Origin of the sequence: Rothia sp. L_38 (assembly GCF_050689125.1) — a bacterium.
Taxonomy (GTDB): domain Bacteria; phylum Actinomycetota; class Actinomycetes; order Actinomycetales; family Micrococcaceae; genus Rothia.
The window spans coordinates 1-25343 of the sequence record NZ_JBOEQD010000014.1; the positions used below are offsets into that span (position 1 = coordinate 1).

The 25343-nt window shown below is 59.7% G+C and carries 28 protein-coding genes and 1 tRNA gene; 21 read left to right on the forward strand and 8 right to left on the reverse strand.

The features are described from left to right. From ACRCJM_RS10385 to ilvA, 14 genes are all read left to right on the forward strand, one after another. Window positions 1–215, forward strand: a 215-nt coding sequence (locus tag ACRCJM_RS10385) for a hypothetical protein (protein WP_431464842.1), incomplete at its 5' end; no start/stop codon positions are given. Continuing rightward, window positions 212–838: an ABC transporter ATP-binding protein gene (locus ACRCJM_RS10390; RefSeq protein WP_237205934.1), complete on the forward strand. Its 627-nt coding sequence runs from the start codon at window positions 212–214 to the stop codon at window positions 836–838. The genes ACRCJM_RS10385 and ACRCJM_RS10390, both read left to right, overlap by 4 nt. Before the next feature lie 196 nt (window positions 839–1034). Next, the gene (locus ACRCJM_RS10395; protein ID WP_431464843.1) at window positions 1035–1694 is read left to right on the forward strand and encodes an FtsB family cell division protein; all 660 of its coding nucleotides are present in this window, start codon (window positions 1035–1037) and stop codon (window positions 1692–1694) included. A gap of 43 nt (window positions 1695–1737) precedes the next feature. Continuing rightward, window positions 1738–2319, forward strand: coding sequence for a DUF501 domain-containing protein (locus ACRCJM_RS10400; RefSeq protein ID WP_431464844.1), 582 nt, complete (start codon window positions 1738–1740; stop codon window positions 2317–2319). A gap of 64 nt (window positions 2320–2383) precedes the next feature. Beyond that, complete coding sequence (locus ACRCJM_RS10405) at window positions 2384–3340, forward strand: exopolyphosphatase (protein WP_431464845.1); 957 nt, start codon at window positions 2384–2386, stop codon at window positions 3338–3340. A 9-nt stretch (window positions 3341–3349) separates the two neighbouring features. Further along, a complete protein-coding gene (locus ACRCJM_RS10410) occupies window positions 3350–4780 on the forward strand; it encodes a S8 family peptidase (protein ID WP_431464846.1) in 1431 nt (476 codons plus the stop codon). 190 nt (window positions 4781–4970) lie between these two features. Then, window positions 4971–6356, forward strand: coding sequence for an NAD(P)/FAD-dependent oxidoreductase (locus tag ACRCJM_RS10415; RefSeq protein WP_237199316.1), 1386 nt, complete (start codon window positions 4971–4973; stop codon window positions 6354–6356). A gap of 68 nt (window positions 6357–6424) precedes the next feature. Next, window positions 6425–6498 (forward strand) — tRNA-Leu (locus tag ACRCJM_RS10420). 217 nt (window positions 6499–6715) lie between these two features. After that, window positions 6716–7258, forward strand: coding sequence for a DUF2975 domain-containing protein (locus ACRCJM_RS10425; protein ID WP_431464847.1), 543 nt, complete (start codon window positions 6716–6718; stop codon window positions 7256–7258). Further along, window positions 7245–7478 (forward strand): helix-turn-helix domain-containing protein, encoded by a 234-nt coding sequence (locus ACRCJM_RS10430; protein WP_237199318.1) that lies wholly within the window; start codon window positions 7245–7247, stop codon window positions 7476–7478. Before ACRCJM_RS10425 ends, ACRCJM_RS10430 begins: the two co-directional genes overlap by 14 nt. A 216-nt stretch (window positions 7479–7694) precedes the next feature. Next, window positions 7695–8573: an HAD hydrolase family protein gene (locus tag ACRCJM_RS10435; RefSeq protein ID WP_431464848.1), complete on the forward strand. Its 879-nt coding sequence runs from the start codon at window positions 7695–7697 to the stop codon at window positions 8571–8573. A gap of 113 nt (window positions 8574–8686) precedes the next feature. Continuing rightward, complete coding sequence (locus tag ACRCJM_RS10440) at window positions 8687–9589, forward strand: Bax inhibitor-1/YccA family protein (RefSeq protein ID WP_431464849.1); 903 nt, start codon at window positions 8687–8689, stop codon at window positions 9587–9589. Window positions 9590–9817: 228 nt separating this feature from the next. Further along, entirely contained in the window at window positions 9818–11071 is a 1254-nt protein-coding gene (locus tag ACRCJM_RS10445) for an AI-2E family transporter (RefSeq protein WP_237187221.1), read from the forward strand. Window positions 11072–11090: 19 nt separating this feature from the next. Further along, window positions 11091–12350, forward strand: coding sequence for a threonine ammonia-lyase (gene ilvA, locus ACRCJM_RS10450; protein ID WP_431464850.1), 1260 nt, complete (start codon window positions 11091–11093; stop codon window positions 12348–12350). A 217-nt stretch (window positions 12351–12567) separates the two neighbouring features. On the opposite strand, the gene greA is transcribed toward ilvA, so the two are convergent. Then, entirely contained in the window at window positions 12568–13068 is a 501-nt protein-coding gene (gene greA / locus ACRCJM_RS10455; protein ID WP_237187219.1) for a transcription elongation factor GreA, read from the reverse strand. A 158-nt stretch (window positions 13069–13226) separates the two neighbouring features. After that, window positions 13227–13637 carry a DUF4307 domain-containing protein gene (locus ACRCJM_RS10460; protein WP_431464851.1) on the reverse strand — a complete coding sequence of 137 codons (411 nt, stop codon included), beginning with the start codon at window positions 13635–13637 and terminating at the stop codon, window positions 13227–13229. Between the two features lie 148 nt (window positions 13638–13785). Here ACRCJM_RS10460 and mca point away from each other — a divergent pair, with 148 nt between their 5' ends. Both mca and ACRCJM_RS10470 read left to right on the forward strand, forming a co-directional pair. Continuing rightward, window positions 13786–14745 (forward strand): mycothiol conjugate amidase Mca, encoded by a 960-nt coding sequence (mca, locus tag ACRCJM_RS10465; protein WP_431464852.1) that lies wholly within the window; start codon window positions 13786–13788, stop codon window positions 14743–14745. A 94-nt stretch (window positions 14746–14839) separates the two neighbouring features. Continuing rightward, window positions 14840–15178: a hypothetical protein gene (locus ACRCJM_RS10470; protein ID WP_237205921.1), complete on the forward strand. Its 339-nt coding sequence runs from the start codon at window positions 14840–14842 to the stop codon at window positions 15176–15178. Between the two features lie 81 nt (window positions 15179–15259). On the opposite strand, the gene trhA is transcribed toward ACRCJM_RS10470, so the two are convergent. Next, on the reverse strand, window positions 15260–16000 hold the full coding sequence (trhA, locus tag ACRCJM_RS10475; protein ID WP_431464853.1) for a PAQR family membrane homeostasis protein TrhA: 741 nt from the start codon (window positions 15998–16000) through the stop codon (window positions 15260–15262). A 186-nt stretch (window positions 16001–16186) separates the two neighbouring features. Between trhA and ACRCJM_RS10480 the strand changes: the two genes are divergently transcribed. The 3 genes from ACRCJM_RS10480 (at window position 16187) to ACRCJM_RS10490 (ending at window position 18049) form a co-directional block, all read left to right on the forward strand. Beyond that, window positions 16187–16948 carry an isoprenyl transferase gene (locus ACRCJM_RS10480; RefSeq protein ID WP_431464854.1) on the forward strand — a complete coding sequence of 254 codons (762 nt, stop codon included), beginning with the start codon at window positions 16187–16189 and terminating at the stop codon, window positions 16946–16948. An 18-nt stretch (window positions 16949–16966) separates the two neighbouring features. Next, window positions 16967–17503 (forward strand): prepilin peptidase, encoded by a 537-nt coding sequence (locus tag ACRCJM_RS10485; RefSeq protein ID WP_431464855.1) that lies wholly within the window; start codon window positions 16967–16969, stop codon window positions 17501–17503. 63 nt (window positions 17504–17566) lie between these two features. After that, on the forward strand, window positions 17567–18049 hold the full coding sequence (locus ACRCJM_RS10490) for an NUDIX hydrolase (protein WP_237234282.1): 483 nt from the start codon (window positions 17567–17569) through the stop codon (window positions 18047–18049). Here the strand turns inward: ACRCJM_RS10490 and ACRCJM_RS10495 are convergent, their stop codons facing one another. Then, window positions 18050–18556, reverse strand: a complete 507-nt coding sequence (locus ACRCJM_RS10495; protein WP_431464856.1) for a MarR family winged helix-turn-helix transcriptional regulator — start codon at window positions 18554–18556, stop codon at window positions 18050–18052. A 177-nt stretch (window positions 18557–18733) separates the two neighbouring features. On the opposite strand from ACRCJM_RS10495, the gene ACRCJM_RS10500 reads away from it, so the two are divergent. After that, window positions 18734–19930 carry an acetyl-CoA C-acyltransferase gene (locus ACRCJM_RS10500; protein WP_431464857.1) on the forward strand — a complete coding sequence of 399 codons (1197 nt, stop codon included), beginning with the start codon at window positions 18734–18736 and terminating at the stop codon, window positions 19928–19930. Window positions 19931–20048: 118 nt separating this feature from the next. Here the strand turns inward: ACRCJM_RS10500 and ACRCJM_RS10505 are convergent, their stop codons facing one another. From ACRCJM_RS10505 to ACRCJM_RS10515, 3 genes are all read right to left on the reverse strand, one after another. Continuing rightward, window positions 20049–21455: a class II fumarate hydratase gene (locus tag ACRCJM_RS10505; RefSeq protein ID WP_431464858.1), complete on the reverse strand. Its 1407-nt coding sequence runs from the start codon at window positions 21453–21455 to the stop codon at window positions 20049–20051. 104 nt (window positions 21456–21559) lie between these two features. Continuing rightward, window positions 21560–22183 (reverse strand): carbonic anhydrase, encoded by a 624-nt coding sequence (locus tag ACRCJM_RS10510; protein WP_431464859.1) that lies wholly within the window; start codon window positions 22181–22183, stop codon window positions 21560–21562. Window positions 22184–22288: 105 nt separating this feature from the next. Then, entirely contained in the window at window positions 22289–22984 is a 696-nt protein-coding gene (locus tag ACRCJM_RS10515; RefSeq protein WP_431464860.1) for a DUF4245 domain-containing protein, read from the reverse strand. 189 nt (window positions 22985–23173) lie between these two features. Between ACRCJM_RS10515 and glpX the strand changes: the two genes are divergently transcribed. After that, complete coding sequence (gene glpX / locus ACRCJM_RS10520) at window positions 23174–24169, forward strand: class II fructose-bisphosphatase (protein WP_237205912.1); 996 nt, start codon at window positions 23174–23176, stop codon at window positions 24167–24169. Window positions 24170–24311: 142 nt separating this feature from the next. Here glpX and ACRCJM_RS10525 read toward each other — a convergent pair whose 3' ends face one another. After that, the gene (locus ACRCJM_RS10525) at window positions 24312–25331 is read right to left on the reverse strand and encodes a lipid II:glycine glycyltransferase FemX (protein WP_431464861.1); all 1020 of its coding nucleotides are present in this window, start codon (window positions 25329–25331) and stop codon (window positions 24312–24314) included. Window positions 25332–25343 lie beyond the last annotated feature (12 nt).

The following is a 25343-nucleotide window of genomic DNA, read 5'->3' on the forward strand; positions in this document are numbered from 1 at the left end:
ATAATCCTCTACGTATTCAGGTAGGGTACGGTGCTGGAGCTTTGCTACTTGGAGCAGTCCTTGCTATAAGCATCGGTTCCTATTCAACTGCTATAGATGGAATACAGTCCTTCATCCTTATGCTAGGGCTCTATCTACTGCTCCTGGTATCTTCCTATATCTTTGTTACCCGTCGTGAATTCAAATCTGCTGTACTGCGAGAGGAACAATCATGACCCACCTTGAGGCACAAAATATCACTGTAGTTATAAGAGAGAGAAAAATTATTCAGGAAGTTTCGCTTTCTGCTATGCCGGGGCAGATTACGGCGCTTACAGGAGTCAGCGGCAGCGGTAAAAGCACCCTACTAGCTACCCTCGGTCTTCTCGTAACACCAACATCGGGAAAAGTTACTATTGATGGCCATGACACAAGCCCATGGCCAGAGAAGAAACGGGCCCAGTTTTGGGCTCAGAAGGCAGCCTTCATATACCAGGATTACGGAACATTGACTGATGAAACAGTCGGCGCAAATGTAACCCTCTCAGACCGGGATTTTAAACGTAACCGCCAGACTGTCGAAGAGGCCCTAACCCAGGTAGGGCTGGAAGGGCGTAGTCTAGAACCCGCAACCGTACTTTCTGGAGGTGAAAAACAGCGACTAGGCATTGCCCGGGCCTTGTATAAAAGGGCTGATGTTCTCTACGCTGATGAGCCCACAGCTTCACTAGATCACCATAATAGCCAACTAATATATGACTTACTCAGACAAAGAGCAGACGCCGGTGCTACGGTACTTGTAGCAACTCACGATGACTGGCTCATCTCACGTTGCGATGCTGTCTACCAACTGCCGTAAACAAAGAAACAAGGTAGACAATATGCCTTGTCTGCCCACTCTCTAAGGTAAGAGAGTAAGGACGCCCGTGCCCCGGACAGGTTGCCCCTGGCCGGGGCACTGCCCTTTAAAGACGAGGGCAGGAACCGTTCAGCGGGTGCCCAGTTCAGGCGGTAAAATAGGAAACTCACGGATGAGAGGGCAGGAAGAGCACATTATGGCACGCACACCGGGTAAGAAACCCAACCCCATCGCAGCCTTTTTTGGCTTCGGCCTGGGCAAGCTGGCGTCCGCTCCCTCTCGGGAAAAGCAGGCCAAATCCCGCCGCGCCCGGGCAGCTAAGCCCCTGCGCGCTGAGACCGCTGAAACCCCGGCACAGGAGCTGGCCACCCCGGTAGCCGCCCACTCCTTTAGCGGGCACTTCATCACCTTTGCCATCGTGTTGGTGATCATCGCCTTGTCGGTCTATAACCCCCTGACCTCCTTTATCCGTCAGAACAACGAAATCAACGACGCCAAGGCCAGCATCGCTGCCCTGCAAGCCGAGCAGGACTCACTAAACGCCCAGGTCAGCTGGTGGCAGGACGACAACTACGTCAAACAACAGGCTAAAAGCCGTCTCTTCTACGTACAGCCGGGGGAGACCCCCTACCTGGTCGTGGGCCTGGACTCCACCAGCGAACTAGCAGATGACACCAGCGCATCGGCTAAAACCGCCCCCGAAGACTCCTGGACCACCAAACTCTGGGGCTCCCTGCAACTAGCTGCTGAAGACACCTCCGTCAGCAGCCCCGCCCCCGAGAGCTCAAGCAACCCGAGCGCCAGCACCTCAGCTACCCCGAGCGCAGAGCCCACCGCTACCGCCACCACCCGCTAGCGCCGGTAGACTAGAAAAACCAGCACCACCCTCTAAGGACACCATGACCACACCCGCAAGCACCGAGCACCAGCCCCAGGGCTTCGGCGTCACCGCCGAAACCCTCACCCCCACCGAGCTTGACCTGAAAGTGCTCTCAGCCCAGCTAGGTCGCACCGTGCGCGACGTTGTAGAAATCCCGGCCCGTTGCGTCTGCGGCAACCCCCTGGTTGCTGCTACCGCCCCGCGCCTGGCCAACGGCTCGCCCTTCCCCACCACCTTCTACCTGGCCCACCCCGTCATCACCGCCGCAGCTTCCCGCCTTGAAGCAGAAGGTGCCATGTACGAGATGACCGATGAAGTCACCGACGACGAGAGCAAGGCCGCCGCCTACCGGGGAGCCCACGAGAACTACCTGGCAGAACGCGAACGCATTCGCGTCAAAGCCGGCCTAGAAGACGTGCCCGAAATTGAGGGCGTTTCAGCAGGCGGCATGCCCACCCGCGTCAAGTGCCTGCACGCTGTGCTCGGCCACACCCTAGCTGTTGGCCGCGGCATCAACCCCTACGGGGATGCAACCCTCGACCTGATTGCCGAGTGGTGGACCCCCGAAACCTGCCACTGCGACCCCGCCTGGCGTAACTAGTCGCCCACCGGCGTCCGCCCCCATATATCACCTATACCTGCCCTACGAGTCACTGGGAGTAACCATGCGCGTTGGCGCTATCGACTGCGGAACCAACTCAATTCGCCTGCTCATCGCCGAGGCCGAAGCCACCGAAGAGGGCTTTGTGCTCACCGACCTTGAGCGTCGCATGAAAATTGTGCGCCTGGGCAAGGGCGTGGACGCCACCGGCTGGCTGGCCAAAGAATCCCTGGAACGCACCTTCGCCGCGGCCCGCGAATACGCCGACCTGCTGCGCGAGTACGGGGTAGAGCACGTACGCTTTGCCGCCACCAGTGCCACCCGGGACGCGGGCAACCGCCAAATCTTTATCGACGGAATCCGCGAGATTCTTGGGGTAGAACCCGAGGTCATTACCGGCCGTGAAGAGGCCGAGCTTTCCTTTGTCGGGGCTGTCTCGTCCGTGGGCAATACCGAGGAGATGACTCTGGTAATTGACCTGGGGGGCGGCTCCACCGAGTTCGTGCTGGGAAACAAGGACGGCCTGGCCGCAGCCCGCTCGGTTGATATCGGCTGCGTGCGTATGACCGAACGCCATATTAGCTCCGACCCCGCCAACGTCACCCAGGTTTCCCGCGTCATTGCAGATACCGACCGGGCTATCGCAACCGCAAGTGCCTCCGTTGACCTATCGGCGGCCCGCCGCGTCGTGGGCGTGGCGGGAACCGTCACCACCGTGGCAGCCCACGTGATGGGCCTTGACGCCTATGACCCCGAAAAAATCGACCGCGCCGAAATCGCCATCAAGGACATCTCCCGGGCCGCTGCCGACATGGTCGCTATGACCAGCGCCGAACGTGCCGCCCTGCCCTACATGCACGAGGGTCGGGTGGACGTCATCCCCGCAGGGTCAGTTGTCTGGGCCCGCATCGTTGAGCGCATCAGCGCCCTCACCGGGGGAGCGGTCACCAGCGCTATCGCCTCAGAAAAAGACATCCTCGACGGTCTGGCCCTGTCGGTTGCCGAACGCGCCAGCCGCTAGGAGCCGTCCATGGCCTTTCGGCGACTCCCCACCGGCACCGCCCTGCTCGCAAGCAGCCTGGCTCTAGCCACCGCCCTGGCGCTCGGCGTCCTCCCTGCCCGAGCTACCACGGCAAGCCCCTCGGCTAGTGCCAGCGCCAGCCCCACAGCAAGTGCGTCAGCCAGCGCTACCTCAAAGGCCAGCGCCAGCCCCAGCGCCCTGGCCTCGGTACCCACCATCGCTACCCCCAAGGGCGACTCGATCCGCGCCCGCGAGTACTGGCTCACCCAGTACGGCTTTACCGACCTGTGGAGCGAAACCACCGGCAAGGGCGTTACCGTCGCCGTCATCGACACCGGTGTAGACGGCACCCACCAAGACCTCACCGGTAACGTGGTGAGCGGCTACGACGCCTCGACCGGAACCACTAAGAACAAGGGCTGGAAGGGCCTGGGTGTTGAACCCGAACACGGCACCCTGGTTGCCTCTGTGATCGCAGGCCACGGCCACGATGACGGCATCACTCCCGCTAATTCCGGCGAACCCGGCGAGTCCGCAGGCATGATCGGGGTAGCACCCGATGCCATCATTTTGCCTATTTCCCTAGAGCTCGGTACCACCAGCGCTACCACCCGCTCGGTCGACGAGCAGATTCCGGACGCCGTGCGCTACGCCGTCGATAACGGGGCCGATATCATCAACCTATCGGTGGGCTCCGATAAAACCAGCTGGCCCGAATCCTGGGACTCAGCCTTTGCCTACGCCGAAGAAAAGGGCATCATTATCATCGCCTCTGCCGGCAACCGCGGTGCCGGTCTCACCCAGGTCGGGGCACCTGCCACCATGCCCGGGGTACTCACCGTTGGTGGCGTCGATAAGAACAAGCAGGAATCCTGGTCCTCATCCTCGCAGGGTATCTCTATCGCTGTCTCAGCCCCCAGCGAGTCCATGATCGGCGCTATCCCCAACAACAAATACGCCACCTGGTCAGGCACCTCAGCCGCCGCCCCCATCGTCGCCGGACTTGCCGCCCTCATCATGGAAAAATACCCCGACCTGACCGGCAACCAGGTGATTCAGCGCATCATCGAATCCAGCGATGACGCCGGAGCGGACGGGCGCGATGCCCTCTACGGCTACGGCATCATCAACCCCAAAGCCGCCCTGGCCAGCTCCACCCCGGACGACACCGACACCAACCCGCTCGGCTCCATGAGCGACTGGATCAACGTCCACCGCAAAAACACCGCCTCAGCTGCGCCCAGCGCCAGCGAAACCCCCGTGCACCAGGTCGGCGAAACCATCACAGAAGCAGCCGCCCCCACTCCCGTCCGCCCCGTTGAAGACTCCGGCATCCTACCCTTCATCGTGCTCGCCGCCTTCGCCCTCTGGGTCGGCATCATCACCTTCGGCTCCATCCACCAGCTCACCAACATCATCAAACGCAGCCGTCGCCGCTAGCCCGCGCCCACCTCATCTAGCCTTCATCAAATCTTCACCCTGCTCTGAAAGGCTAGACACCGGCAGGGCAAGAAACGCTCACAGCAAATACACCGCCCAAAACTATGCTTAAACCCCGCAAAAGTGGCAATATAAGCATGGAGACTTTTTGCCGGAACACCGGCACTACACCAACAGGAAGTTAACTCGCATGGCATTCAACAAGATTGCACAGGACCGCCCCCGCGTCCTCATCGTCGGCGGCGGCTACGTCGGCTTCACCGTCGCAAAGAAGATCCAGAAGGTCATCAAGGAGTCCGGCGGCGTCGTCACCGTTGTCGACCCCAACCCCTACATGACCTACCAGCCCTTCCTCCCCGAAGTAGCTGCAGGCTCCATGGAAGGCCGCAACGCCACCGTACCCCTGCGCCAGCACCTGCGCGACTCAGAAATCATCGGCGGCCGCGTCGTAGCAATCAACCACGCTACCAAGACCGCAACCATCGAACCCATCAACGCCGGTGAAACCTTCGAACTGACCTACGACGAAATCGTCCTGGGCGCAGGCGCCGTCACCCGTGCCTTCCCCATCCCCGGCCTAGCCGAGGTAGCCATCGGCATGAAGACCGTTGAAGAAGCAGTCTCCGTCCGCAACTGGGTACTCGAGCGCATCGAAATCGCCTCCCTCACCACCGACGAGGACGAGCGCCGCCGCGCCCTCACCTTCGTCATCGTCGGCGGCGGTTTCGCAGGCGTCGAAACCATCTCCGAACTTGAAGACATGGCCCGCGAAGCCGTCAACCGCAACGACCGCCTGCGCATCTCAGACCTGCGCTTCGTCATGGTCGAAGCAGCCCCCCGCATCATGCCCGAGGTCCCCGCAGACCGCGCCGAAAAGGTTGTCGCTGAACTGCGCGCCCGCGGCATCGAGGTCCTGCTCAACACCTCACTCTCCGACGCCACCGACGGCCACCTGCAGCTCATCAACATGGGCGACAAGTCACCCGCCGGTGAACTCGACACCGACACCCTGATCTGGACCGCCGGCGTCGCAGCGTCCCCCATGCTCAAGGACACCGACTTCCCCATCGACGAGCGCGGCCGCGTCCGCGTACAGGCCGACCTGCGCGTTGCAGGCGATGAAGGCATCATCGAGGACGCCTGGGCAGCAGGCGACAACGCAGCTGTACCCGACCTCTCCGGTGGCGGCGTCGGCGGCTTCTGCGTCCCCAACGCCCAGCACGCCTCCCGCCAGGCCCTCAAGCTGGCAGAAAACCTGCTGGCCAAGCGCCGCGGCGAAGCACTGACCGACTACTACCACGAGACCATCGGCGTCGTTGCCGGCCTGGGCCTGTGGAAAGGCGTAGCTAACTTCAAGGGCAAGACCATCGGCGGCCCCATCGCCTGGCTCATGCACCGCGGCTACCACGGCACCGCTATCCCCACCACCGAACGCACCGCACGCGTCATGGCCACCTGGGCACTCAACCAGATCTTCGGCCGCGACACCTCATCAATCCGTCACCAGCGTTCACCCCGCCGCGCCTTCCAGCAGGCTACCGGCACCGCACCCGAAAAGACCAAGGCAAAGCTCTAGGAACTTTTCTGGTATAAAGGTATAAGCGAAAGCGCTCGCCGGGTGAGGCCCGGCGGGTGCCCGCTCAAGGCCCTATAGCCCAATTGGCAGAGGCAGAAGACTTAAAATCTTTGTGTTCCGGGTTCGAGTCCCGGTGGGGCTACAAAAATGGAGAGTACGTCAAGCGCAAAGCGCAGGCGTACTCTCTTTTTTGTTACCTGGGTGAACTGGGCGCCCCTGACTAATTCTGTTTAGGCTGAAGACTTGCACGGCATATCGATAAACGATAACATCGATAAACGATAGTATTGAAAAACGATATGTAAATAGTTGAGAGAGTTCATGCGAACAATCATCAATTAGTCAGAAAGGAAGCGACTGTGTCTACAAGTCCCCTTAGAAAGAAAAGCTTCTGGTCGTTTGACGTTACTGCATTGGCTATGTTGTGCACCCTATTTCTTGTCACTTACGTACTGAATGTATTTGTCGATCAGAAATTTCATACTTTCCTGAGCCCGGCAGTTGAAGGTGGTGTCAGTTTTGACCTTGCAGCTGGGGGTCCCTTTGCATACTTAATGACAGGTTTTGTGCTCAAGTCGGCGAGCCTGCTAGTTGCTATTTGGGGAATGTGGTCCATGCTGAATCGCATTAAGAATGGTCAGCTGTACACCGAAGAGACATCAAAACGTGCGGTTGTCGTTGCCTATGCGGTACTCGGCTGGCTGGTTGGCAGTGGTATTGAAGGCATGGGTAACAATTTCCTTGCGCACCGTCTTGGCCTGAACGACCAGTGGAGCGGTGGTCTACTCACCAATACTTCAGTCATGGTTCTTGTGTTCCTGCTGCTTGCGATGCTGTACGTCCTGCAGGGGTCGATTCGTCAGGCAATTGAGCTTCAGGAAGAGGTTGATGACCTTGTCTGAACCGGTTGAAAAGAGTGGCAAATACATCCACTGTAATTTGGGTGTTTTACTTGATCAGCGTTCTATGACGTTGCTTGAGTTGTCAGACCGAGTTGGGGTGACAGTTGCTAATCTTTCTAAACTCAAAAACAATCGTGCGAAAGCTATACGGTTTAGTACGCTCCTTGCTATTTGTGATGTTCTAGAATGCTCGCCGGGCGACCTTTTGAGTATTGAATAGGGAAATGACCGCGACTGTCACTCATCCCCCCCCCCCCGAGAGGGGGCTTGGGGTCATAAGTAAGACATTGTTTTATTCACCCTATTCGTTTTCTCTTGACCCCGAGATAATCTATAGGGTCAAGAGAGAACGAGTAGGGTGAACTTCTAGGTTCGGGTAAAGGACGCTGCGGCAGTAGTATCTGCGGCTTCTAGGGTTTTCGATAGAGTAGAAGCTATGAAGACACCTCATCTCTATGCCGTTGACCTCGATGGAACCCTGCTGACTGACCACAAGACCTATAAGCACGAGCAGCTGGATCACGTCCTGACCCTGTTGGCTGAGCAGGGCTCATCCCTGGCGGTAGCAACGGGTAATCAGATGCCGAAAATTGAGCAATATCTGGCCGGTCACGAGCACCATGAGAACCTCTACTACATTGCAGAGAACGGTGCCATTATCCATAACCGGGGCACTGATTTAGCTCTGTGGGGTTTTACCCCCGAACTGGTTCAACAGTGTCTGGCAGCCCTGGAAGGCTTCCCGGCCCTGGGTATTATTTTGTCCTGCCGCCACCACTCCTTTGTGCCCAGCGACCGCTTGGCAACCATCGCAGGGCGAGTATATGAACAGGTGACTAAGGTGGGAATCGATTTACCCGGGTGGGACCCGCAGGATCCCATTACGGCCATCCGTCCTTTCTACCCCAATGTGGAAGCCATCGATGACCCGAGCACTATCACCGAAACCGTGGTGAAGATTGCCCTGAACGCTGACCCCGGTGAAGGTATCTATGAGACCATTGAGAAACTTCATGCCGCCCTGCCGGCAGGGGTTGCGGCAACCTCCAGCGGGTTTGGTGCTATCGACCTGATTATCGAGGGCAACCACAAGGGGCACGGCCTGGCCTGGTTGGCTGACCACCTGGGGCTGGCTGCTGAGCAGACCACAGCCTTTGGCGACTCTGGCAACGACCTTGAGATGTTTAGCTACGCCGGGCGCGCTATCGCCATGGAACACTCTGACCCGGTTCTCGCCCCGGTCACCGACCTGACCATCGGCTCGAACAACGATGGGGCCGTCCTTAACTTTCTTGAAACTGAACTGACTGCCTAAACCGCAGCTGCTCACGCCCTGAGAAAAACGGGCAGAAATACCGGCCAAGATTCGGTAGGGTAGAAGACAAGACATTTACCACGACTACTTATTACCACTAGGAGACAACAGCCGTGGCAGGTAACCCCCTGATTAACAACATGACTAAGCCCGCTGGCGATCCCCGCTTCGGGCAGTTCGGTGCTGGCGGCACCACTACCGCCAACCCCTATGGCCAGCAGGCTCAGAGCCCCTACGGCACCTACCAGCAGGGTAGCTACACCCAGCAGGCTCCCTATGGCTACGAGAACCAGCAGGTGTCGGCTGGCCAGCTCAACGACATGTACAACGCCGGTACCGCTGGTCCGGTTGATACCAACCGCATCACTATCAACGACATCATCATGAAGACCGGCCTGAACCTGGGTCTGGTTGTCGTGGGTGCTGTCCTTGCCTGGTACATGCCCGTCCCCATGTTCGTCGGTTTCATTGGCGGCCTGGTGCTGGGCTTCGTCAACGCCCTGAAGAAGAAGGTCTCACCTGCCCTGGTGATGACCTACTCGGTCATGGAAGGTCTGCTGGTTGGCGGTATCTCTCGAATGTTCGAGGCTTCCTACCCCGGTATCGTGGTTCAGGCTGTTCTGGCAACCGTCATCGTATTTGCAACCATTCTGGCGCTCTACAGCTCCGGTAAGGTGCGGGCAACTCCCAAACTGACCCGCTTCTTTATGATTGCGACGATTTCCTACGCCGTCTTCTGCCTAGTCAACCTCGTTGCCTCCTTCTTCTTCGATTTCAACGCCCGCGGTGTTGAGGTAATGGGTATTCCCCTGGGTCTCATCATCGGTCTCTTCGCCGTGCTGCTGGCTACCTACTCCCTGCTGCTGGACTTCACCCACGCTTCTGACGCCATCAAGATGGGCGCCCCCGAGCGGGAATCCTGGCGCATTGCCTTCGGCCTGATCGTGTCACTGGTCTGGCTCTACATCGAGATCCTGCGCGTTCTCTACTATGTACGCTCTATGGCCGATGACTAAAATTTAGGCTCTCTCCTAGCCTGCTAGGAAAGGAGCACAGCCCGGGGTGGAAGCAGCTCTGCTTCTGCCCCGGGCTTTTCTGTGTCGTGCCCCAGCTGCGGGGGAGGGGCAGGGGGATCCGGCAGGACGCACCCCGCCCGGCTTCATGGGGCGAGTTTGGTCACGCTTGTGCCCGGGATGCGGGCAGGCAAGGGACAGATAGTAAGGAAACGTGGGAAGATGGAAAGTATGAGTGTCATTATTCCTGAACCCCCTGCCCGGCAGAGTGAATCTGACCGTCAGGTGCCTTTTGCCTTGCAGACGGCAGCAGCCTGGTCTTGGCGTTTGATGATTGTGGGTATCGTAGCCGCAGCCCTCTACTGGATGCTGGCTAAGATCTCCCTCATCGTCATTTCAATCATGATTGCGGCCCTGCTGGCCGGTCTCATGTCGCCGGTTGTCTACTTCCTCCGTCGCAACCGAATCCACGCCGGTATCGCTACCGCAATTACTGAACTGGGTCTTATCGCCGGTGTCATTGGTCTACTAGCGCTGGTAGGCCAGCAGCTGACCGCTGGTTTCTCATCCCTGTCTGACCAGGTTGTCGAGGGCTGGAACCAGATTGTTGCCATGCTCAACAACCTGCCTATCGACCTGGGGGCAGACAAGATTGACCAGTACATCAGCCAGCTGGTCACCACCTTGCAGGACAACACCTCCAGCATCCTCAACGGGGTAGCCAGCGTCGGTTCTACCGCAGCCGATATCGGTACCGGCATGGTAATTGTTCTCTTCACCCTCATCTTCTTCCTCATGGAAGGTGAACGGATCTGGCTTTTCATCGTCAAGCTCTTCCCCCGCAATGCCCGTCGTGCTGTCAACGGTGCTGGCCGTCGCGGCTGGACCTCACTGGTTTCCTATGTGCGTGTGCAGGTCTTCGTGGCTGCCGTTGATGCTATCGGTATTGGCCTCTCAGCCTTCTTCCTGGGCGTCCCCCTGGCGCTGCCCCTGGGCGTCCTGGTCTTCCTGGGCTCCTTCATTCCCGTCGTCGGTGCGCTGCTGACCGGTGTTATCGCCGTCCTGCTAGCCCTGGTCGCTAACGGCCTGGTCAACGCCCTTATCATGCTGGCCATGGTGCTGATTGTGCAGCAGATTGAATCCAACATTCTTCAGCCCCTGGTGATGGGTAAGGCAGTTGCTCTGCACCCCCTGGCCGTCGTTATCGTTGTGGTCGCAGGCTCTATGCTCTACGGCATCGTCGGTGCCCTCTTCGCCGTGCCCGTCCTGGCCGTGGTCAACACTGTGATCCGCTACCTGTCTGGCCACGAATGGGAGCACGACCCCCATATTCGCGAGGAGGAGTTCCTCTACCCCCACGAGATTAAACGCCGCGAGAAAAAGGCAATCGCAGAGAAGGTCAAGGAACGTCTCAACCGCATTAAGGAAGCCGAAAAGGCCGATGAAGATGCTCTAGAGGCCATTAACAACGGCGCCCAGAAATAAGAGACAAGACGAGGTAACGATGCAAGAAGCACCCGCCCCGGTTGAGCTCCCCGTGAGCCTAGGCCAGATTGAAGATGCCGCCCGCCTACTTGACGGCGTTATCGAACGCACCCCCGTTGCTCACTCGCGTGCCCTGAGCGAGCAGATTGGCTCGGAGGTCTTTCTTAAGTGTGAAAACCTCCAGCGCTCTGGCTCCTTCAAGGTACGCGGTGCCTACGTGCGCATGGCTAAGCTCACCGAGGCTGAAAAAGCCGTGGGCGTGGTGGCAGCATCGGCAGGCAACCATGCCCAGGGCGTAGCCCTGGCCGCCTCTCGTCTTGGCATCGCAGCCCGTATCTACATGCCCCAGGGTGCAGCCCTGCCCAAGATCGCCGCTACCCGCAGCCACGGGGCTGAGGTTGTGCTACACGGCGTGAACGTAGACGAAGCCCTGGCCGAAGCTAAGCGCTACGCCGAAGAAACCGGCGCCGTCTTCGTACACCCCTTCGACAACGAAGACATCATCGCGGGCCAGGGCACCCTGGGCCTAGAGATTCTTGAGCAGGTTCCGGACGTCGACACCATCTTGGTGGGCGTTGGCGGCGGCGGCCTGCTGGCGGGGCTCTCTATCGCGGTGCGCTCGCTGGAAGAAAAGCTAGGGAAAAAGATCCGTATTATTGGTGTGCAGGCCGAGCATGCGGCAGCCTACCCGCCCTCCCTCGCAGCGGACGCCCTTGTACCCTTGAAGAAGGTCTCCACCATCGCCGACGGTATCGCGGTGGGCCGCCCCGGCCAGCTGCCCTTCACCATCATCAAGAACCTGGTGGACGACGTCCACACCGTCTCCGAAGACGAAATTGCCCGCGCCCTCATCTTCCTGATGGAGCGCAACAAGCTGGTCGTTGAACCGGCCGGTTCTGTCTCGGTGGCGGCGGTCATGAGTGGTTCCCTCAAGGAAAAGTACGGTGATTTGGGCACCACGGTCTGCCTGCTCTCGGGCGGCAACATCGACCCCATGCTCATGCTCAAGGTTATCCAGCGAGGCCTCTCAGCTGCGGGCCGTTACATGACCATCAAGCTCATGCTCAACGACCGCCCCGGCGAGCTCACCACCATCTCCCGCATCATCTCGGAGCATGACGCCAACGTCACCGGCGTAGACCACACCCGCCTGGGTGGGGCCCTTTCTATGGGTGATGTCTCCATCACCATCGACATGGAAACCAAGGGCGTAGAGCACTGCCAGGAGGTCATCGCAGCCCTGGAAGCTGAGGGCTACAAGCCGATTGTGGTTTACTAAACACAGCAGTGTGCGGCAGGCATGCCGGGAGCCTGCTGGCCTGGGGCTGGCATGAATTGGCTAGTTCGCGAAGCGAACCGGCCAAGAGGGTCGCAGGCAGAGGCATGCCTGCCGCACTACTAACTACTGTGTGAAAGCAAACCGAAGCCCGGGCGTCCGCCCCTGTAGAAAGGGGGAAGGACACCCGGGCTTCGGTTTTATCTACCGGCGGGCAGGTTTAGCCCTGGAAGGGCTTAGCAGAGACAATCTTGACGGGAATCTGCTTGCCGTTGGGGGCCTCGTAAGAAAGCTCGTCACCCACCTTGTGGCCGTTAATGGCGGCGCCCATGGGGGACTTCTCCGAGAAGACCTGCAGGTCGGAGCCACCGACCAGGGTGTCGGCTACTTCGCGGGAACCGAGCAGGAAGGTCATGGTCTTGCCGGCGATATCGGCTTCAACGACCATGCCGGGCTCAACTACGCCGTCATCGGCTGCGGGCTTGTCTGATACCTGGGCGGTTTCGAGCAGGTGCTGTAGCTGCTTGATGCGGCCCTCGTTCTTGCCCTGTTCTTCGCGGGCTGCGTGGTAGCCGCCGTTTTCTTTGAGGTCGCCTTCGTCGCGGGCCGCTGAGATACGGTCGATAATTTCCTGGCGGTAGGGGCCGGAGAGGTGCTCAAGCTCAGCTTTGAGCTTGTCGTAGGCTTCCTGAGTGAGCCAAGCGCCTTCGTTTTCTGCCATGTGTTTACTCCTTGTCAGCAAGGCCCCGAAACCGTTGTGGCTGGGGACCCTGTATGCGGACGGGGCTAGTGAGGGCCCCGTGTAAAAGGTCAGTCGTGAGCCTAGTCTACCCATAGGCGGGGTAAGCTCCCTAACTTTACCCCTAGAGAGAAAGGGCTTTAGTTAACCTTCCAGCAGCTATCGACGGTGGCTGTGGTTGCTTCACCGAGTACCCTAAACTGTACGGTCTGCACCGAGATACCGTTCCCGTTGTCGTCGGCGTAGGGGCCGATAGCGACTTCCTTCCAACCGACGGGGGCACCTGCGGTATTCAGGGCCTTAACAGCGCAGACAGCGGTGTCTTCAGCTCGTTTGCTCACCTCAAAGGTGACTGAGACTTCATCAGCGCTGGTGAGGGTAAAACCAACATCACGACCGGTGGGATCATCGCTGGAGTCCGACTGTACCCAGACCACAAAGGCGATGCCCACCAGTACAGCTACCAGGGTCAACCCGTACCAGAACCACTGGGGTAGGGTAGTACGCTGGCGGGGCATGCCATAACGGGCGGACAGGTCAGGGGAGGTCATCGACCCACACCTTTCATACGGGGTAACAGAGAAGGAGGGCGGCTCCGCTAAGACGGGTAGAATTGACCAGTGTCTTTGAATGCGGGCCTTCCTCATTTACGATACCCCAAACATTACTCGAGCCACCTTCGCACAAATGGAGTTTTGCATGAGCAGCATTGAATCACCCGCACCCGGTTTTGACCCGTCCCTGCTGGCCCCCCTGAAAGAGGACTACACCGGCCTGCGCATTCTGGCCGTTCACGCCCACCCCGACGACGAATCCTCCAAGGGTGCCGCCACCATGGCTGCCTATGTAGCCCGAGGTGCCCGCGTGATGGTGGCGTCCATGACCGGTGGCGAACGGGGAGACATCCTCAACGAAGCGGTCAAGAGCAACCCGGCTGCCCACCGCGATTTGGCGGGCGTCCGCCGTCTTGAGATGAAGCGGGCCGCCGCCGTGCTGGGTATTGAGCACCGCTGGATTGGTTTTGTTGATTCGGGCCTGCCCGAGGGTGACCCCCTACCCCCGTTGCCCTACGGTTCTTTTGCCAGCCTACCCCTGGAGCAGGCGTCCGCCCCGCTGGTGCGCCTGGTACGAGACTTTAAGCCCCACGTCATCCTCACCTACGACGAAATCGGCGGCTACCCCCACCCCGACCACATCATGACCCACCGGGTCTCCATGGAAGCCTTCGAGAAGGCGGGGGACGCGGACGCCTACCCAGGTACCGGTGAGCCCTGGCAAGTTTCCAAAATCTACTACGACCGGGCCTTCAACTACGACCGCATGCTAGCCTTCCACCACTATCTCGAAGAAGCAGGCCTGGAGTCACCCTTCGCGCAGTGGATTGCCATGTCAATGGAAGAAGACATTGAGGGGCACCGCCCGCCGGTCTCCCGCCACCAGACCACCACCCGGATCTCATCGGCAGACTTCTTTGAGAAACGAGATGAGGCCCTGCACGCCCACCAGTCCCAGGTCGCCCCGGACTCAGCCTTCTTTGCCGTCTCTCCCGAGATGCAGCGTAAAATCTGGCCCTTCGAAGACTACGTGCTGGCCCACAGCAGAGTGAAGAGCGAGGTGCCGGAAACCTGCTTCTCAACCGGTATCGACTACCGCTCCTAAAGACAGGAAAGGCCCAGCCCCACCGCGTAGAATAGGGGTGACCGCCTAAAGGCGGCCCCTGCGCCCCAGACCCAGACCAGAGGAAACCTTGACAGTGTCAGCCCTGATCCCTGTATCTCTTACGATTCTTGCAGCCGAAGCGACCCCCACCGTCATTACCACGGTCAACCCCGACGGGTCCTTCCGCGGCTCACCCGGTATCGTGGGCTTCATTGTCACCTTCTGCCTGGCAATCGCCATCGTGCTGCTGGGGCTAGATTTGACCCGCCGCGCTCGCCGTCTGCGCTACCGCAGTGAATACGCCATTGCCCGTGAGGCTGAGGAACGGGCAGCCGCTGAGGCAGCGGCGCAGGGGAAAACTGAGGAGCCCGTTCACGCCACCGTGCGCGATGAGGCAGTGGTGGCTCAGGATCACCTGCGCCGCCCCCACTAGCTTTCTTCGAGAAGATAAACTCAAGGACGCCCTACCCTACTCGGGTGGGGCGTCCTTTAGTTTGAAGGTCACGGGGTGCGTCTATACAAAGATGCAGAACATGACGGCAATGTAGTGCTGGATGAAGCCGAGCACCGTAAAGACATGGAAGAGCTCGTGGAACCCGAAAATATGTGGGGCCATAACGGGTCGCTTGGTGCCGTAGAAGATAGCACCGATGATGTAGCTGGCCCCGCCGGTGGCGATGAGAATAGTGGCGACGGGTGAGACCTGCCAGAAATCCCCCAGGTAGAAGACCGCCATGAGCCCCATGACAACGTAGATGGGGGTGTAGAGCCAGCGGGGAGCCCCGGTCCAAAAGACTCTGAAGAGGGTGACCGACAGGGCGCAGCCCCAGATACTCCAGAGCAGCACTGCCTGCTTAGTGCCTTCTAGGAGGGTAAGAGCCACCGGGGTGTAAGTACCCGCAATGAGCAGGGTGATGTTGGCGTGGTCCAGGCGTTTGAGCAGCATGCGGGCCTTAGCTGACCAGAAGCCGCGGTGGTAGATGCCGGAGATGCCGAAGAGTAGGACGCCGGTGAGGGCAAAAATGGCACACCCGACGCCCACCATGCCACCGCCGGAGAGGGCAATCAGCACGATACCGGCAATAAAGGCGACGGGCGCGAAACCCGCATGAATCCAGCCCCGCAGCAGGGGCTTACCGTTCTCGCGGTAGAAGTCGATGACTTCACGCTGAACATCGGTGAGCCGGTCAAGGACGCTCGGGTGGGGTGTAGTTGAGGAGCCGGTGGTCTGGGAGCGGTGAACACGTGAAGCCATATATTTAGTATGGCAGTTCAAAATAAGTGCGGTCTAGGGGGTAGCTAGAAGCTGAACCTGAGGGCAGGAGCCCAGGGCAGCGTCCGCCTAACCACCGCAGACGAGGCTAAGGAGCCTACCCGCCCCGGTCTTACAGGTAGAATGAGCAGGTAAGAACCCCGGCCACCTTCAGACCAGGAGCAGCACATGAAGCTACCGCAGCCACTGTACACGGTGTATGAGCGGTCCCTGATTTCTGGGATTCCAGCGGAGAAACTGCCCCAGCATATCGGTGTGCTGGTTGATGGTAACCGCCGCTGGGCTGCCCTGCTGGGAGAAAGCACTAAGCACGGCCACGAGGCCGGTGCTGCCCGTATTATCGAATTTTTGGGCTGGTGTACGGAGCTCAAGATTCCGATGGTCACCCTCTATATGCTCTCGACCGAGAACCTCAAACGTAGCAGCGATGAGCTCAATGATCTGGTTGAGGTTATTGAGGGGTTCGTGGGAAAGCTAGCTGCCAGCGGTCTAGCCCGCATTCGCCCGGTGGGCCAGCTCGAATCTCTACCTACCAGCCTGCGCTCTGCTTTCGAGGTGGCCGTTGAACAAACAGCGGCTGTGAGCGGCTTACAGGTCAATATCGCTGTTGGCTACGGCGGGCGACAGGAGATTACGGACGCCGTGCGCGGCCTACTGCAGGAAGCAGCAGCTTCGGGGCACAGCCTGGACGAACTCGCAAAGAGCCTGACCAGTGACGATATCTCCCGCCACCTCTACACCAGTGGCATGCCCGACCCCGATCTCTTAATCCGCACCTCTGGCGAGCAGCGTCTCTCTGGCTTTATGACCTGGCAGTCGGCCTACTCCGAGTTCTATTTCTGCGAGGCCCTGTGGCCGGACTTCCGCCGGGTTGATTTTCTGCGGGCCCTGCGCGACTATGCTCAGCGTCAGCGCAGGTTCGGCTCCTAATAGTGGCCGGGAGCAAATGTGCTCGAACAGATATATAACCTAGCAGTAGAGGGTCTGGGCGGACGCTGGCAGTCGGCTCTTGCCTGTGTGCTCCTGGTCTGGGTGGTGGCGTGCTACCTGGTGGCAGCTGCCCGTCTGTGGGTGATTGATGTGCGTGAGCACCGTCTTCCTGACCGCATCGTCCTTCCCCTCTATGCCCTGCTGGGCCTACCCCTCTTTTGGGTGATCCTGCTAGCTTCGCCTGACTCCTTTGCCCAGACCAGGCAGACAGCCTACGGGGCAGCGGTCATGTTCGGCTTCTACGCGCTCATGCGCCTAGCATCTCGCGGGGCACTTGGATTAGGCGATGTAAAACTGGCCGGGGTACTGGGCCTGCCCTTGGCCTATTTCTCGCCCCTGAACCTGCTCTGGGGCAACCTGCTTATTTTCCTCACCGGCGGGCTATATTCTCTAGCGCTCATACTGACTCGTCGCGCTACCGGCCGTACCCACATAGCCTTCGGCCCCTTCATGCTGTTAGGCACCACCATCGCTCTTTTCTTCCCCGCCACCTAACTAGCCAAGCGTGGTCTGCTGCCACGGGCGTCCGCACCGGCGCCCATTCCACGAAAGGACACTATGCCTACCCCACCATTCATTACCGACCTGCGGGCTAAAATCGGCTCCGACATGCTCTGGCTCTCTGGCGCTACAGCTGTGATTCAGAGGGACAACGGCGATATTCTGCTGGTTCGTCGCAGCGACACCGGGGCCTGGACGCCGGTCACCGGCATAGTCGACCCAGGTGAGAACCCAGCCCTGACCTGCCTGCGGGAGGCCGAAGAAGAAGCTGGGGTCGTTATCGAAGTCGTGGGCTTTGCCCAGCTGAAAGCCGACCCGCCCATGACCTTTGACAACGGGGACCGCTGCCAGTTCCTCGATCACACCTTTTACTGCCGCTACATCTCGGGGCGAGCCCGGGTCAACGACGAGGAATCGAGCCAAGTGCGCTGGGTACCGGTGGACCAACTGCCTGACTACTGTAGCGAGCGCATGCTCGATAGAATCGATGCCGCCCTGCACTGGCAGAACGGCGCCCGATTCGATCTAGAAGCCAGATAATTAGGACTCGGCTGAGAGCTTACGCAGGAGCTCAACCAGCAGGGTACGTTCAATCGGTGTGAGCTTCTCAGCCCACCGGGCTTCTAGCTGGTTCTGCTGGGTGAAGATGGAGCTGATGAACTCGGTGCCAGCGGGGGTAAGCTCAACGAGGGTGCCGCGGCCATCCTCGGGGTCCTTGGCCTTGGTGATCAGCCCCTTGGTTTCTAGGGGCTTGCTGATATTCGAAACAGCGGCCCTGGTCATACCGGTGATATTGGCCAGGGAGCTAGCTGAGGTTGCACCCGAATGCCAGAGAGCAAACAGCACCCGGTAGGCTGCCCAAGAGCTCCCCGCAGGGCGGTGTACCTTAGACTCAAAATCGTGGGTGATAGCCACAGAAGCGCGGTTGAGTGACATGGCGAGTAGGGTGGCATCAATATTGACGGGAGCCTCAGACTGGTGGGTGAGATTATCTCCGACCCGGTCGATAAAAGACCAGTAGGTGTGGTTACGGGGTGATGGTTCCATTCCTTAAGCCTACTCATTGCGGGGCCAGGACGGAAAAATTAGCCCCCTATTACAGGCTCGAGGCGTGGTGCGTGCGCCATCTATCAGTCTAGTCTTGACCGACAGGCTGCTCGGGGTTAGTCTCTAAGAAATCCCTGAGATAGCAGGTGCAGCGATGATGCTGCAGAAGGAAGAAATATGCAGACTACCAACAAAGACGTTGTCATTATCGGTGCTGCCCGCACGCCCCAGGGCAAGATTATGGGAGCTATTTCCTCGCTGACCGCCGTAGAGCTGGGGTCGATTGCCCTAGACCGTGCCCTGCAGGGGGCAGGCGTTACCCCTGAGCAGGTAGATGCCGTGGTCTTTGGTCAGGTGGTGCAGGCGGGTGCGGGGCAGAACCCTGCCAAGCAGACCGCCCGCGCTAGCGGCGTCCCTGTATCCACCCCGGCGGTGACGGTGAACAGTGTGTGCCTTTCGGGGCTGCGCGCGGTGATGGATGCTGCCCGCCTCGTTCGTGCTGGAGAAGCAACCGTTGCTGTAGCGGGCGGTCAGGAGTCTATGTCTCAGGCTCCCTTCCTGCTGCCGGACTTCCGCTCGGGCCGGGTCTTTGGTGCTACCGGGGTTCTGGACGCTGTAGAACGCGATGCCCTCACCGACGCTCAAAGTGGGGAATCTATGGGCCTGCTCACCGAGGGCGCTAACGCTGATTTTGAGCTGACCCGCGAGCAGCAAGATGAAATCGCCGCTGCCTCTCACCAGCGAGCCCACGCTGCTGCTGCCGCGGGACTTTTCGAGGCTGAAATTGCACCTGTGCAGGTGAAAGGACGCCGCGGGCAGGTCACCGAGGTCACCGCCGACGAAGGAGTTCGTGAGGGAACCACGGTGGAGGTCCTTGCAAAGCTGCGCCCCGCTTTTGACAAGGACGGCACCATCACCGCGGGGAATGCCTCCCCGCTGTCTGATGGTGCAGCTGCCCTGGTGCTTTCCACCCGAGAATTTGCCGAAGAGAACGGAATCAAGCCGCTGGCAACCGTCCTCGCCTGGGCTAATACTGCAGGCCCTGAGAACGTGCTGCACTACCAGCCTTCCCGCGCTATTGCAGCTGCCCTCAAGAAGGCGGGTCTCACGGCATCTGATCTCGACCACGTTGAGATTAACGAGGCCTTTGCTGCGGTCTCGGCTGTGTCTATCCGTGAGCTGGGGCTGGATGCAGAGAAGGTCAACCCTCATGGCGGCGCTATTGCATTAGGGCATCCGGTGGGGGCATCCGGTGCCCGTCTGGTTGTGCACGCGGCTCACACCCTGAATCAAACACCCCAAGCTACCTATGCGGCAGTAGCGCTCTGCGGAGGTGGTGGACAGGGAGACGCTCTCATTCTGGGCAAGGCATAGCCAGCCTTGCCAGATGGCCCCAAACACTGGGCCCCTGCCCTGTCAGAAGTAGAGATATAGAAAGGCTGGCCCCCGAGAACTCCTCGGGGGCCAGCCTTTACTCGGTGGAAAAGCAGGGTTAGAAGTTACCCAGCATCTTGGTGACGTCCAGCGCATCATCAAGCTGGGCCTCGGTGACTTCACCGCGCTCAACGTACCCCAGGGCGATGACGGCCTCACGCACGGTGGTCTTGTTAGCCACCGAGTACTTCGCGATCTTGGCTGCTGCCTCGTAGCCAATTAGCTTGTTCATGGGGGTGACGGTAGAGGGGGAGGCCTCAGCCAGGAATCGAGCCCGCTCCACGTTGGCTTCCAGGCCGTCAATCATCTTGTCTGCCATGACGCGGGAGGTGTTGGCCAGCAGACGGATGGACTGCAGCAGGTTGGCAGCCATGACGGGGATACCCACGTTCAGCTCAAAGGCACCGTTGGTGGAAGACAGCGCGATAGTGGTGTCGTTACCGATCACCTGGGCACAGACCATAATGGCTGCCTCACAAATCACGGGGTTGACCTTACCGGGCATAATCGATGAGCCGGGCTGCAGGTCGGGGATGTGCAGCTCGCCCAGGCCGGTGTTGGGCCCTGATCCCATCCAGCGAATATCGTTGTTGATCTTCATGAAGGAGTAGGCGATATTACGCAGCTGGCCGGAAGCCTCAATCAGGCCGTCACGGTTAGCCTGGGCCTCAAAGTGGTTGCGGGCCTCGGTCAGGGGCAGGCCGGTTTCCTCAGCCAGCAGTTCAATGACGCGGGCGGAGAAGCCGTCGGGGGTGTTGATGCCGGTGCCCACAGCGGTACCACCCAGGGGAACCTCAGCGACACGGGGGAGGGAAGCGTGGATGCGCTCAACTCCGTAGCGGACCTGGGCTGCGTAACCGGAGAACTCCTGGCCCAGGGTCACAGGGGTGGCATCCATCAGGTGGGTGCGGCCGGACTTAACGACGTCCTTGAACTCTACAGCCTTGCGCTCCAGGGACTCAGCCAGGTATTCCAAGGCCGGAACCAGGTCCTTGAGCAGGGCCTCGGTAGCGGCCACATGCACGGAGGTGGGGAAGACGTCGTTGGAAGACTGGGAAGCGTTGACGTGATCGTTGGGGTGGACCTCGACGTCCTGGCCCTCCAGAGCCTGGTTAGCCAGGGTCGCCAGTACCTCGTTGGTGTTCATATTGGAGGAGGTGCCAGAGCCGGTCTGGAAGACGTCGATGGGGAAGTGTTCATCGTAGTCACCGGCAGCTACCTTATCTGCAGCATCGCGGATAGCGGCGGCGCGGGTGGCGTCAAGAACACCCAGCTCTTCGTTGGCGCTCGCTGCTGCCTTCTTAATGAGGGCTAGGGCGCGGATGTGGGCAGACTCCAGTGTCTGGCCAGAGATGGGGAAGTTTTCAACGGCACGCTGGGTCTGGGCGCGGTAGAGGGCGTTAACCGGTACGCGGACCTCACCCATGGTGTCGTGTTCAATGCGGTATTCAGTGTTTTCTGCCATACTGCCTAGTCTAATACGCCGCCGTGACGGCTGTCGCACTGGTCGTAAAAATGACGCGGTAGCGGACTATGCCTGTGGGAAGAAGCGCCGCCCGGTTGGAGATTCTAGATAGTAATCAGCGGTGAGGAGGAGTAGACCAGGTCGGCCTTACCGTCGGCCAGGTGGTAGAAGACGCCAATGACGGCCAGGGAGCCGTCCTCAATGCGTTGACGAATAATGCCCGACTGCTCAGCAATCCGGGCCGCAGTCTGGCGGGTATGCTCCACCACCATATCGTTGATAGAGGCACCTTCGGGCAACTCCGGTGAAATAACTGACGGCAAGATACCCTCCACCAGATTGCGGATAAACCCGCCGGGCATTTCACCCTCGACCAGGGCCTTATGGGTTGCGGTAATAGCGCCACAGGAGTCGTGGCCCAGCACCATAATCAGCGGGGTCTTGAGCTCCCCGCTGGCGTATTCCAGGGAGCCGAGGACGGCGTCGTCCAGCACCTGCCCCGCCGTACGGACCACAAAGGCATCGCCCAGGCCGAGGTCGAAAATGATTTCTGCTGCCAGGCGGGAGTCGCCACAACCGAAAATGGCGGCGAAGGGGTGCTGGCCAGCTACGAGTTCAGCACGACGGGCGGCGTCCTGATGGGGGTGGGAGCGGTTGCCCTCCACAAAGCGGGCATTGCCTTCAACAAGGCGTTCCCATGCCTGGACGGGGGTTTCGATAGCGGTCATAGCTGACGTCCTTTCGCAGTGGCTTAGGTCTAACCTAGCAACCTGCCAACCTAAAAACCTGTGTAAGGCGAATTACATTTTTGAAAAAGGACGCCGGTGAGCGGCTTATTGGATTCCGCTTGAGGGGGTGGGGGAGGCAGTGGAGGAGGGGGCTGCCATGTAGGCGACAGTAGCCTCAGCCAGGGCCTGGAACTCAGCCGCCTCAGCCTCGCCTTTGAGAATGACGGTGGTACCGTCCACCTCACCGATATAGAAAGTGGTGACCTTGCTCTTGTCGTCAGCGTCCACGAGAGAGCGCACGTCCCAGTCCACGCCCCCGGCCTGCACCGTAGCCTCGGGCACAGCCTGCCCTACCGTCTGGGCAACCCAGGTGGGGTTGGTGTCGGTGGCCTGAATGAGCTCGATAAAGTCGTTGGAGGGGGTTACTTGGCCGGTGGACCAGTAATTGATGCCGTCTGCCTGGCCGGTGTTCCAGCGGGCATAGTTGTAGTGCCAGCCTTCCTGCTCGGCGGCTGCGACCGGGTAGCCTGCCTGGTCGCTGGCCTCGTAGGCAATCACGGGGAGGTCAACGGTGGGTCGGTAGGGGTTCTTGTTGGGCTGCGGCATCAGCCAGATGACCGGCAGTAGCAAGAGCACCATGACGATCATCGAAATCACCATATTGCGGGCGGGCGCATTGATGCGGGCAGCCTGCTTTTCGGTAATTTGTGGGACTACCTGCTCGGTGGCGTCCGGGGCCTGGGTTTCAGGGGCGGACGCCTGTGGCAGGGGCTGGTTGCTGGGGTTAGTCGATGAAGTCACGCCTTCTATTCTGGTCTAAAGGGGGCGCCCTGTGCCACTTGCGAGCGAGAATTGCCGGCATCATCTGTGTCAAGTAGGGGCGCACCGGCCCGTAACACGGCGGGGAAGCGAGTACTCTAGAGTGTGGAGGCTGAGCGCCCCATAACAGGGAGCCAGCTGGCACTGTTAGAAGCTACTCGAAGGTGAGTCATGTCAGAAGTAATGAACGAAGATCGTAACCTTGCGCTGGAACTGGTGCGTGCAACCGAGGCTGCCGCTATTGCCTCGGGACCACTGGTGGGCGCAGGCGATAAGAACATGGCCGATGGCGCTGCTGTTGATGCCATGCGCGCCCGCCTTAAGACCGTGCACTTCAACGGCACCGTGGTGATTGGCGAGGGCGAGAAGGACGAGGCCCCCATGCTTTTCAACGGGGAGCAGGTGGGCGACGGCTCAGGTGCTAAATTCGATGTTGCCGTTGACCCTATCGACGGTACCCGCCTGACCGCTCTGGGTATGGATAACGCGCTTTCCGTCATTGCGGTAGCTGAAGGCGGCACCATGTTTGACCCTTCCGCTGTCTTCTACATGGAGAAGCTGGTTACCGGCCCCGAGGCGGCTGATCTGGTCGATTTGCGCCTGCCGGTCAAGCAGAACCTGCACCTGGTTGCTAAGGCTAAGGGCACCAGCATTAACCAGCTCACCGTGTGCGTACTGGATCGCCCCCGCCACGCCAAGCTCGTTGAAGAGATTCGCGCAACTGGCGCCCGTACCCGCATGATTCTCGACGGCGATGTGGCTGGTGCTATTGCTGCCTGCCGTGAGGGTACCGGCGTAGATTTGATGATGGGCACCGGCGGTACCCCTGAGGGTATCGTGGCTGCCTGCGCTATCAAGGCCACCGGTGGCATTATCCAGGGCCGTCTTGCCCCTATCGATGACGCTGAACGCCAGAAAGCTCTGGATGCCGGCCATGACCTGGACGCCGTGCTGACCACCGATGAACTGGTCACCACCGATAACTGCTTCTTCGCCGCAACCGGCATCACCGACGGTAAGCTTCTGCGCGGTGTGCGTTACGGCCGCGACACCGTCACCACCCAGTCCCTGGTCATGCGTTCTAAGTCAGGCACCGTGCGCCTGATTGAGGCTGAGCACAAGCTCTCCCGCTACTCGGCAATGATCGCCGGGACCATGAATCGTTAGAACTCTAGAGCAGATGTAGGTTCGGATACTAGAGATTGAGCAGGTCTTCCCGAAAGCCGACTGGCTGGGGCTGGCATGAATTGGGCGAGCGCCCAGCGCGAGCCCAAGAAGGTTAGTCGGCGAAGGGAAGACCTGCTCAATCTTATTTACCGATATGCGCCCGAACCTTACCGACGGCGTCCTTGGCCTTGGGAAGCAGGGTGCCGGTGGCGAACTTTTTGCCCTGGGCTAGGGCTTCGCGGCCTGCGCGGATGCCCTGGTAGGCCTTGTAGCCGGCGGTTGAGACGGGCAGGTCCCAGGTGCCGGGGTAGGCTACCGAGGTGCCGCCGAAGGACTTCTTGAACTTGGTGAAGCCAGCCCATTCGTGGTTGGGGTCGTCGTTGGGGGCGATGCCGAAGAGGTCCATGTAGGTTAGGCCCTTTTCTTTGGCGTCCAGGATGATGGTGGAGAGCAGGGGGTTGCCGACCTTGAGTTTGCGGTGCTCATAGGAGGTGGCGGTGTGGGCGTAGACGCGGGTGTCGTCTGAGTCGTAGATGAGGGAGGCACCGATGGGCTCGCCGTCTACTTTGGCGATGAAGAGGGTGGCGGCGTCGGCGGGCATAAGCACCTGAGCAACTCTGGTGAGGTAGTCGTCCTGCTGACGATTGAAGCCAGCACGACCGGCGGTTTCGTCGAGGTATTTGAGCAGAATCGTGATGTCTGCGGGGTTCTGAGATTTCTCGAAAGTCACGCCCTTCTTATGGATGTTCCGGTGCAGGTTGCGGTTGGTCGATTTCATGTCTTTCAGAATCTGATCTTCAGATTGGGTGAGATCAATGATCTGAGTGTGTGAGGGTTGCACCTGGCGCGGTGAGAGGGTGAATCCGCGGGCGGCGAGGAAGGCTTCGCCGCTCTGGGAACCCCAGATTGCGTCATTGATGGGCTCAATGCGGATGAACCAGCATTTGTTGTCGGTTGCTACGCGTTTCATATCTGCGATGGCTGCGTCGAAGGCGGCGGCGCTGTCGGCTTCGGGCCCGTAGGGGGCGTAGAGGTAGCGGCCGGTGGAGCCGCCTTCAAGGGTGGCCATGTAACGCCAGCCTTTACCTTCGCCACGGAAGACCTGATGGCCGTTGGCTTCTTGGAGCTGGGCCCAAATATCTGACTGCAGAATTGTACTCATGGGCACCAGCTT